The sequence below is a fragment of the Mesorhizobium sp. YC-39 genome, assembly GCF_025753795.1.
Lineage (GTDB): Bacteria > Pseudomonadota > Alphaproteobacteria > Rhizobiales > Rhizobiaceae > Mesorhizobium.
This window is the reverse complement of record NZ_JAOWPS010000021.1, coordinates 1-9,284: the sequence shown is the minus strand read 5'-3', so window position 1 is coordinate 9,284 and position 9,284 is coordinate 1. Positions and strand designations below refer to the sequence as shown.

Here is a 9,284-nt window from a genome sequence, read left to right as displayed (position 1 = left end):
CATCAGCTCCATCTCGGTGGGGAGCTGATCGCCAGCATTGAAGACGCCGCTCTCGATCTGAGATCGGATGATATCCGCGAGCTGAATATGAAGTGGAGTTCTACCGGGCCGAATCATGCAGTCTCCTCAAGCCGAGACACCCATATCAGAGAGTCTGGGCGTTGGCAATATTAGGATATTGCATTCTTGCAAGAAATCATTTAGCGTTCTCTGCGAGGTCAAGGGAGTGGTTCCCTTAATATGGTCCGTAGAACGGACGGGAGGAAACAAGATGACTATGATGGACTATCGCTTAGGTCGGCGCGGCTTCTTGACCGGCATGTTGGGGGTGTCGTCTTTGCCACTGCTTGGATCGTTTACGGCTGCGGCGCAGGACCAGAAGCTGCGAGTCTTCGGCTGGGGAGACGGCACCTATTATAAGGGACTCTTCGATGCTTTCGAAAAGGTGTCTGGCGAAAAGATTTCTTTCGAAGGTGTGCCCTTTTCCGACCTTCAAAACACGATACTCCAGCGCTTCCGGACGGGGGATTCCGGAATCGATGTCTTCCTCGTGGACCCGACTTATATTCCGACGTTCTCCAAGCTGGGCATTTTGGCGGACTTGACGAGCGCCTTTGGAGAAAAAACCAAAGATAAACTGTTTCCTAGCGATATCCAGGGAGCTAATTATAACGGGAAGATGCTGACAATGCCGATGGAGGAGTCAACGCAGGTCCTGTTCTTCAACAAAGGGCTTCTGGCCAAGGCCGGCGTAGAAGCGCCGGGTATCTCGCCCGACGCGCGCATGACCTGGGACAAGGTCATCGAGCTTGCCAAGAAGGCGCAGGCGGCCGGAGCCGAGACGGGCTTCGGCTTCGAGCAAGTCGATCGCTACTACCAGCTACAGGTCCTTCCGGAATCGCTTGGCGGTGGGCCAGGTGTCAAGGGTGACGATTTGCTGACCGTGGACGTGGCCAACGATGCTTGGCTGCAGGCAGGAAAATGGTATGGAAGCATCTTCGCCGATGGCGTGGCTTCGCGGGCTCCGACCAAGAGCCAGGAGATGCGCGACCTGTTCAAAGCTGGCCGGCTTGCATTTCTTGTTGGCGGTCCTTGGAACATCGCCGAATTCAACAAGGTCGACGGTCTTCACTATGCAGCGGCGCCTCATCCGTATTTTGCCGGTGGCAAGGCGGTGACGCCTTCTGAATCATTCCATCTGGGGATGGCGGCAGACACCAAGAACGTCGACCAGGCTTTAAAATTCCTGAACTACGCCGGCGTGGATAAAGATGGGGCGGTAGTCGCCGCCGGCGGTAGCGGTCTGTCTGCGAACATAGGCGCTACACAGGACATTCTGAGCCGTATTCCCCAACAAAACCCAGACCTCAAGGGCATCGATACTCTGATGCAGTACGAGCTGGCGAACACGGCCATTCGGCGGCCGCGTACACTGGGATATCTCCAATTGGAGGAGCTGGTAACGCGTGCGTGGAGCGATATCCGCAACGGAAATGACGCCGCTCAGACGTTTACACAGCTTCAAAGTGAACTCGAGCGTAGTTTCAAGCGTATCAAGGATTAAGAGATGGCGATGGAAGCGGCTACCGAGGTATATATTGTGAGGGCCGCACCCATAATTAGTCGACGTCCAAAATGGAGAGCGGCCATAGCGCCGCTCCTCTTCTTGGCGCCGGCTATGGTTGCTCTCATCATATTTCGTTTGTTGCCAGCAGGCTGGCTTGTTCAGCAGAGCTTGTCTGGCCCGTACGGCGAATTCGTCGGGCTCGACAATTTTGAGTTCCTCTTCACGGCGCCTTCATTCGCCAAGACTCTGCATGCCACCCTAACCTTTGTCGCGGTGACCGTGCCGCTGCAGACGGCCATCGCTTTTGGCCTGGCTTTGCTGTTTGCCGAAAACTCACGGATCTTCTCCTCGCTGCGAGTCTTGGTGTTCCTGCCGGTATTCATCCCATCGAGCGTCGCAGCCATACTGTGGGGCGCTGCATACCGCCCGCAGGGACTGGCAAATGCTCTGTTGGCGTCTTTAGGCGTGAGCGCCCAGCCGTTCCTCTCTTCCCCAGACCAGGCACTGATGTCGATCACGGTAATGACCTCGTGGATTGGATGCGGATACTGGATGATGTTCCTCATTGGTGGACTAAAGGACATTCCTCGCGATCTCTATGAGGCGGCAGCGATTGATGGGGCTGGGAAGTTTTCGTCGCTGTGGCACATCACTATCCCGCTGATGCGTCGGCCGCTGGCCTTCGTAATCGTCGCTGACACGGTGGCCGCATTTCTGCTGTTCGCTCCGATCGCTTTGCTTACCCGAGGCGGGCCCGGCGGCAGCACGCAGCTCGTTATGTTCGACGTGTATCAGCAGGCTTACTTTTTCAACGACCTGCCATTGGCTGCTGCGGAAGGGTTGACCTTGATGGTCATTATGATGGTCATCATCCTCATCCAGTTCCGGTTGCTGTCGCGGGAGAAGCAACTGTGAGCGCCGGAGAAACAAACTCGGCCGGGGCGGGGCGCATCGTTCAGCTCCTGTTTGGTATCGCCGTCGCCGCCGGCTTTCTGCTGCCGATCGTCTGGCTGGTTGCCGGAAGCCTCCGGCCTGGTAGCGAGATTTTTACGTCGCTCGACCCGCTTTCCATTGGCAGCTTCATTCCGCCAAGGCCGACGCTGGCAAATTTTAGCAGCGCGCTCGGCGGAGCGTTCCGGCCCGGATTGATCAACTCGATCATCGTGGCCACATGTACGGTGGTCGTGGGACTGCTCGTGTGCGCAGCCGCAGCCTTCGCGTTGAGCGCCATGCAGTGGCGCGGCCGCGAGGTCGTCTTCGTCATCATCGTCTTCAGCTTTTTGGTCCCCGAGGAGGTCGTGGCTGTCCCGTTATCGGCCATCTTCGCACGCGCCGGGCTGCAGAACACCTACATCGGACTGATCATGCCCTTCGTGGGCAACGGCATAGTGATCTTCCTACTGCGGCAGTTCTTCCTCGCCATACCGCGTTCGCTGATTGAAGCGGCTCAAGTCGATGGAGCCGGCTGGCTAAGGATTTTCCTTGAGATTTTCCTGCCACTTTCACGTCCGGCTCTCATCGCCGCCGGGCTCATCCTCTTCAATGGGCAATGGCAGGCCTATCTCTGGCCGCTTTTGGTCACGACACGCGAGGACATGTTCCTCGCCCCGATTACCCTCGGCCTTATGGCGGGGCAGTACAGCAGCGACTTCGGCCAGATTTTCGCAGCATCGACCATTCTGAGCCTCATCCCCGCAGTCGTTCTGCTGGGGTTTCAACGCTACTTCACCGATTCCGTCGCGATGGCAGGCGTCAAAGAATAATCAGGAGGATTCGCATGACCATACCTAGACGCGACTTCCTTTCACCGCTTCTGATCACAGGTTGGGCGATTTCAGATGGCGAAGCGCCAGCTAGACCAGTACAAAGGCAAACGCAATCTCCTCGATGAGGGTGTCACTTGGACTCGCGCGTGGAGGCGAGGTTGTGACGCTGCCGCGCTCAGGCACGCCAACCAGTTCCTGCGGTCCAATCGCCAGGACTCGCGTCGTCACGCTCGAGCGTGACCACTCCTTTTTGGGAAACAGAAGGGCATCGGGGTCGACGCTGCCGCGGCGCTCGGTTCGAAGCGCAGGGCTATCGCGGATCTACGCCCTTGCTTTGATGATGAGAGCGTTCCTTGTGCACCGCGTCGTACGATTCGATGTAGGCATGGACACAAGGTATCCTAGCAATACAGCCTGTGAGAGGCTGTCTGACTCAGCTAAGCGCGTCGGGCCTGTCGAAGCTCAGTCTCTTATCGATCATGTACCACCCATCTCAAGTGAATTGTTCAAACCCAAATTGGAGTTCGCTACCATCGCTATGCGCAAGCCATCCAACGGAAATGAGTTCGACCCGCGTTGCCGCTACGGCTGGCGCTGTCACCGGCGTAATACGGCCCGAGGCCTCGCTTGTCGGACGGCCGTCGACCATTGCGACCGCCCGGGTGAGTTGCCCGATTGACATATTGTTTAGCAGGATGGCGTCGACCCCGGCGCCTAGCGCGATTTCCAATTGGTCAGGGTGTCGACCTCGACCTTGATCTTGATCATATGGCCGACGGCGGCACGCGCCCGCTCATGGCCGCGCGGATGTCGCCGGCAATGGCGAGTGGTTGTCTTTGATGACACGGCATCATCGAGCCCGAAGGGGTGATTGGCGCCGCCGCCGGCGCTCGCTCGCCTTTCCCATCGCGGCTGACGATCGGACCCGTAACCTATGCGGGCCTCTCTAGGTTGCCCAGCATGGCAAGATGGTTCATCAGGCGCGCGACTCCGAATGTCCAGGGTGCGCAGTCCTGGCTGTGGCGCATCCGGTTGACCAGGCGGCCGAGAAGCGGCGTAGCCACGGTGACGATGTCCCCCACCTTGTGGGTAAAGCCTTTGCCCGGCTCGTCCCTGTCTTCGATCGGCGCAAACAGGGTTCCTAGGAAAAGCACCGCGCCATCGGGATATTGATGATGCGGGCCGATCATCTGCGAGACTAGATCGGCCGGATCGCGGCTGATCCTGCTCATCGAGCTTGACCCCTTGAGCTGATATCCCTCGGGACCATCCACGCTTAGCGTGAGTTCCATGTTGCGGACATCGTCGAGCGTGAAATCGTCGTCGAAGAGGCGAATGAAGGGACCGATCGCGCAGCTTGCATTGTTGTCTTTCGCCTTGCCAAGTAGCAGCGCCGACCGCCCCTCGACATCGCGGAGGTTCACGTCGTTGCCGAGCGTCGCGCCGACGATTCGGCCGTCGGACGCCACTGCTAGAACCACCTCGGGCTCAGGGTTATTCCATGTGGATTTGGCGTAGATGCCGGCGTCCGCTCCGGTGCCAACCGCCGACATGATTGGCGCCTTGGTGAAGATTTCGGCGTCGAGGCCTATGCCCACCTCGAGATATTGGGACCAGACCCCTTGTGCCAACAGGATCTCCTTGAGATGCATAGCTTCCGGCGACCCAGGCCTGAGCTTGGAAAAATCGGCACCGACGAGCTTTGTGATTTCGCTGCGGATCGCGACCGCGGCGAGGGCGTCGCCGCGGGCCTTCTCTTCGATTACGCGTTCCAGCATAGAGACTGCGAAAGTTACCCCGGCCGCCTTTATCGCCTGAATGTCGATCGGCGCAAGCAGCCAGGGCCGGTTTTCGTCCCGCCCTTCCTCTCCTGTATTAGCCAGCAATTCTTCGACCGCTGCGAGGCGCAGCCCTTCGGATTCTCGTAGCGCCCTGGCAGGGTTCTCCTCCTGACAGAGCGACGACGACGTGGGAAAGCACTTCGTAATGTCGAACACGCCATCTTTGCGGACAGCGACAACTGCGGGTCCGTTCTGATCGGGCCGCCAGACACGGCCCAAGAGGGCACCGGCGTAAAGATCGTCGGGTAGGGAGTCTTTCAGTTCGAGTGTCGGCATCGGGCGGTCCAGGGTTTTGAGTTTCGTTCAAACAAGAAGATCGGGGTGTAAATCGATCAGAATATCAAGTTCAAGGCCAGCCAGGTCTAAGACGAGATCAGGAGGGCCATCATGCCAGGAAAGCTCGGGCCTGGTTTCTCCATCGACAAGGCGGCACTGTGCGAGCAATTCGGCGTCTCGCAGTTCCCGGTCGCCGGGGCGATCAATTGACTGGCGTTCGAGCAGCTGGGTCGTGGTCCAGCCCCAGCGTGGCTGGTTGTGGCCAAGATAGTGCTTAAAGTGATACGCCAGTTCATGCTTATGCGCCGTGCCATCGAAGGCGACATCGTGGCGGAAGCGGCGTCCCGGCAACCGCCCCGCCTGCTCGCCGCCCTGGAGGCGAACCTTCGCTATCAGTCGACGGCTGCTGCAGCCGATGACTGAAACGGCTTGTACCAACTGAACGTCGAATTCCATCAACTGCTCACCCAATGTCGGCTTCGATCGTTTCGGCGAGGCGGTCGGATCGTTTCGCATCCATCTCGAGCGTGTCCACCGCATGCTGATGACGTCGGACCGCCACCGCTCCCCCTGGAAGAGCATCGCGCGGTTTTCGAAGCCATCCGATCGAGCGAGCCGGAGGCGGCGCGGGCCGCCATTGCGTAATCACCTCGCCATCCGCCGTTCTTCGCCGGCACAATCCCATACCAGGTGGTCATCGGCGTGGGCAGGGGCATTGGTCGTGCGGTCGCCCTGATGTTCGCCTGTACTGATGTGTAACCCGCGGCGCGTTCGCGCCTCCGTCAGGACCGCCCACGTTCGGCTCGGTCACAGGCGTGCGCCGCTTTGCGAGTCAAAGATGTGGATCCGGCGCGGATCGATCCTCAGCCTTACCTCTTCACCGGGACGGACGGTAAGCCGATCCTTGACGATGGCGTCGATGGCGTCCTCACCGAGCTTGGCAAAGATCTGCGTCTCGGAGCCGGTCGGCTCGAGCACCGAAACAATTGCCGGCAAGCCGTCTGGCGCGACGTCGATATGCTCGGGACGTATGCCGTAGATGACCGGCTGCCCGTTCTGCGCCCTGGCCCCGTCGGCCGGCAGCACGGATCCGGTGTCCGATACAAAGATCTGCTTGCCGTCCTTCGCTTCGATCTTGCCCTTGATGAAGTTCATGGCCGGCGAGCCGATGAAACCGGCGACGAAGACATTCCCCGGATTATCGTAGAGATCGAGCGGCGCGCCGATCTGTTCCACGATACCGTCCTTCATCACCACGATCTTGTCGGCCATTGTCATCGCCTCGATCTGGTCATGGGTGACATAGACGATCGTCGTGCCGAGGCGCTGATGCAGTTCCTTGATCTCAACACGCATCGCCACACGCAGTTTGGCGTCGAGATTAGACAAAGGCTCATCGAACAGGAAAACCTGCGGGTCGCGCACAATGGCGCGTCCCATAGCTACACGCTGGCGCTGTCCGCCCGAAAGCTGTTTCGGAAACCGGTCCAGCAGCTTGCCCAAATCGAGAATTTCAGCCGCCTTCTTCACCTTGGCGTCGATCTCGGCCTTCGGCCTGCCCTTGATCTTGAGCGAAAAGCCCATGTTGTCGGCGACGTTCTTGTGTGGATAGAGCGCATAGTTCTGGAACACCATCGCTATGTCGCGGTCTTTCGGCAAAACATCGTTCACCACCCGGTCGCCAATGCTGATCTCACCGCCCGATATTGATTCGAGACCGGCAATCATGCGTAACAGGGTGGATTTGCCACACCCCGACGGACCGACGAGGATGACGAACTCGCCATCTGCAATGTCGACATTCACGCCATGAATGACCTGGGCGCTTCCATAACGCTTGACGATGTTCCTGACGGTAACTTGAGCCAACTGGCATCCCCTCTATTCCGGCAAAGCAATCTGCATCTTCACTTCGCCCTTTGGGGCGGATGCGGCGATTTCATCTTGAACACTGTCTTCGAATTCGAACGTGCGCGTGATCAGTGGCCTCACGTCGATCGCGCCTGAGGACAAGCATGGCAGCGCGGCGCGGGAACACGTGCGCATAGCGGAACACATGCTCGACGCGCGCCTCGGGCACCACCGTTTTGCCGACGTCACGGCGAGCTGAATATGAAGCGGAGTTCTACCGGGCTGGAACATGCGGCCTCCTCAAGCTGCGTCATTGCTATCACACGGCATAGGCGCTTAGCAATATTGGATTATTGCATTCTTGCAAGAAATGATCTAGCGTGCGTTTGCTTCTTCTCCGGCTCGGTCGCGATGTCGGGCGTCAAAGAATAATCTCGAGGATTCGCATGACCATAAGACTGCTTCATCAGACCGACCTGTTTCGTCCCTATCTCGATCCGGACGATCACTGGGACCTTGCTTGCGTCTATGCTCTTGCCGCATCGGGCCAACTCGAGTTCGGCGGCGTACTGGTCGACTTCCCGCCCGATAACCGTCCAGGCCGCAGTCCGGACGTCACCGGCATTGCGCAGCTAAGCTACCTCGCGGGGTTGCCGACCCACATGGCGGTCGGCTCCTCCATTCCCTACACGCATGACCGGGCGTCGCTTACTGCCCTACCCAGGCGCGACCGCGCCGGCGCGCAGTTCCTCCTCGACTATCTCCGCGGCAGCGAAGGGTCGGCCTACATCAGCATCGTCGGCTCCTGCCGCGATCTCGCCATTGCGGCCAAGCTTGATCCGGATCTTTTCCGTAGCAAATGTGCGGGGATCTACCTCAACGCGGGCACGGGCCATCCCGATGTCGCCAAGCAGGGAGATATGGAGTACAACGTCGTGCTCAATGCGGCCGCTTACGCCGCCACGTTCGACATCCCGTGCCCGATCTACTGGATGCCGTGCCACGAGACGCTATTGGATGACCCCCTCGAGGAAAAGGGCCAGCGGTTCGGCACCTATTACAGTTTCAAGCAGAGCGAAGTTCTGCCGAAGTTGTCGTCCGTCCTCCAAAGCTACTTCACCTACTCCCTCGAGGCGAGAACGGATTCGCGCTACCTACAGCCGCTGTTGGCGCCGCGGAGCGATGTGTTGAGCTACTACACCCTCCATGCCCATCGCGCCATGTGGTGCACCGCCGGCTTTTTCCACATGGTGTCCCAAACCGTGGACAAGGCGGGCAAGATTATCGCGGGGTCCAATGCAGACGATGCGGTTTTTGGCTTCCGCCCCGTCGACATCAAATGCGATGCGAACGGCGTGACGACGTGGACGAACGCCAGTGCGGAGACAAATCGCTTCCTGTTTGAGGTGAAGGATCCCGACAGATATGCTAGCGCCATGACTGCTGCAATGACCACGCTACTGGGCAATATTCAGTAGTCGCAAGCCGAAATGGCGGCCAGCAATTCGAGGCCTTTCCGCAGCTCGTGATCGCCGCCAACGAGTGGTTTCGGCACAGTAGCGCGGCCCTCGCCGTGGCCACGAAGCGAAAGTTCGGTACCACGTGTTATCCTGGCTGTGTTGCGGCGCAGACAGGAAGCTGGTGGGCAACGAACCTCCCAGTTGCCCACCAGCCTTCCGGCCCACGTCTCAAGATGCTAGGTGCCGTCGCGAGGACGACCCTCGTTCGTTCCAGCTATGACTCTGCGGTGGCTTCCAGCGCCAATGGAGAACTGCTAAGTCAAACTGCAGCTCAATCACGAGGATGGCGCGAAGTTGAGGCGCGGCTGCCAGCAGTTCCTCGTCGAAGCACTCGTATCCCGCTATGTTGATTCATTGATGAGCGCACAGAACTCCACGTCGTTCTGCCTGCAGTTGCCGATGAAGCGGCGGCCGGTCATCGAGCCCAATAATACATTCACTGCACTATCTTGCGAGATTGTGA

8 protein-coding genes and 1 pseudogene are annotated in these 9,284 nt (G+C 58.9%); 5 read left to right on the top strand and 4 right to left on the bottom strand.

Features of this window, described 5'->3' with window-relative positions:
- Positions 1-271 precede the first annotated feature (271 nt).
- The 3 genes from OHD62_RS35365 (at position 272) to OHD62_RS35355 (ending at position 3,330) form a co-directional block, all read left to right on the top strand.
- A complete protein-coding gene (locus tag OHD62_RS35365; RefSeq protein WP_263792378.1) occupies positions 272-1,564 on the top strand; it encodes an ABC transporter substrate-binding protein in 1,293 nt (430 codons plus the stop codon).
- 114 nt (positions 1,565-1,678) lie between these two features.
- The gene (locus OHD62_RS35360) at positions 1,679-2,482 is read left to right on the top strand and encodes a carbohydrate ABC transporter permease (protein WP_263792376.1); all 804 of its coding nucleotides are present in this window, start codon (positions 1,679-1,681) and stop codon (positions 2,480-2,482) included.
- Positions 2,479-3,330 carry a carbohydrate ABC transporter permease gene (locus OHD62_RS35355; protein WP_263792374.1) on the top strand — a complete coding sequence of 284 codons (852 nt, stop codon included), beginning with the start codon at positions 2,479-2,481 and terminating at the stop codon, positions 3,328-3,330. The genes OHD62_RS35360 and OHD62_RS35355 overlap by 4 nt, the downstream gene beginning before the upstream one ends.
- Positions 3,331-3,826: 496 nt before the next feature.
- Here the strand turns inward: OHD62_RS35355 and OHD62_RS35950 are convergent.
- The 4 genes and pseudogenes from OHD62_RS35950 to OHD62_RS35330 form a co-directional block, all read right to left on the bottom strand.
- Positions 3,827-4,221: pseudogene (locus tag OHD62_RS35950) on the bottom strand (nicotinate-nucleotide diphosphorylase); the annotation flags it as partial.
- A 44-nt stretch (positions 4,222-4,265) separates the two neighbouring features.
- Complete coding sequence (locus OHD62_RS35340; RefSeq protein ID WP_263792370.1) at positions 4,266-5,450, bottom strand: fumarylacetoacetate hydrolase family protein; 1,185 nt, start codon at positions 5,448-5,450, stop codon at positions 4,266-4,268.
- 27 nt (positions 5,451-5,477) lie between these two features.
- Positions 5,478-5,906, bottom strand: a complete 429-nt coding sequence (locus OHD62_RS35335) for a hypothetical protein (RefSeq protein WP_263792369.1) — start codon at positions 5,904-5,906, stop codon at positions 5,478-5,480.
- A gap of 351 nt (positions 5,907-6,257) precedes the next feature.
- The gene (locus tag OHD62_RS35330; protein ID WP_263792366.1) at positions 6,258-7,319 is read right to left on the bottom strand and encodes an ABC transporter ATP-binding protein; all 1,062 of its coding nucleotides are present in this window, start codon (positions 7,317-7,319) and stop codon (positions 6,258-6,260) included.
- 100 nt (positions 7,320-7,419) lie between these two features.
- On the opposite strand from OHD62_RS35330, the gene OHD62_RS35945 reads away from it, so the two are divergent.
- Both OHD62_RS35945 and OHD62_RS35320 read left to right on the top strand, forming a co-directional pair.
- The gene (locus OHD62_RS35945; protein WP_263792365.1) at positions 7,420-7,560 is read left to right on the top strand and encodes a hypothetical protein; all 141 of its coding nucleotides are present in this window, start codon (positions 7,420-7,422) and stop codon (positions 7,558-7,560) included.
- A 187-nt stretch (positions 7,561-7,747) separates the two neighbouring features.
- Positions 7,748-8,779: a hypothetical protein gene (locus OHD62_RS35320; RefSeq protein ID WP_263792363.1), complete on the top strand. Its 1,032-nt coding sequence runs from the start codon at positions 7,748-7,750 to the stop codon at positions 8,777-8,779.
- Positions 8,780-9,284 lie beyond the last annotated feature (505 nt).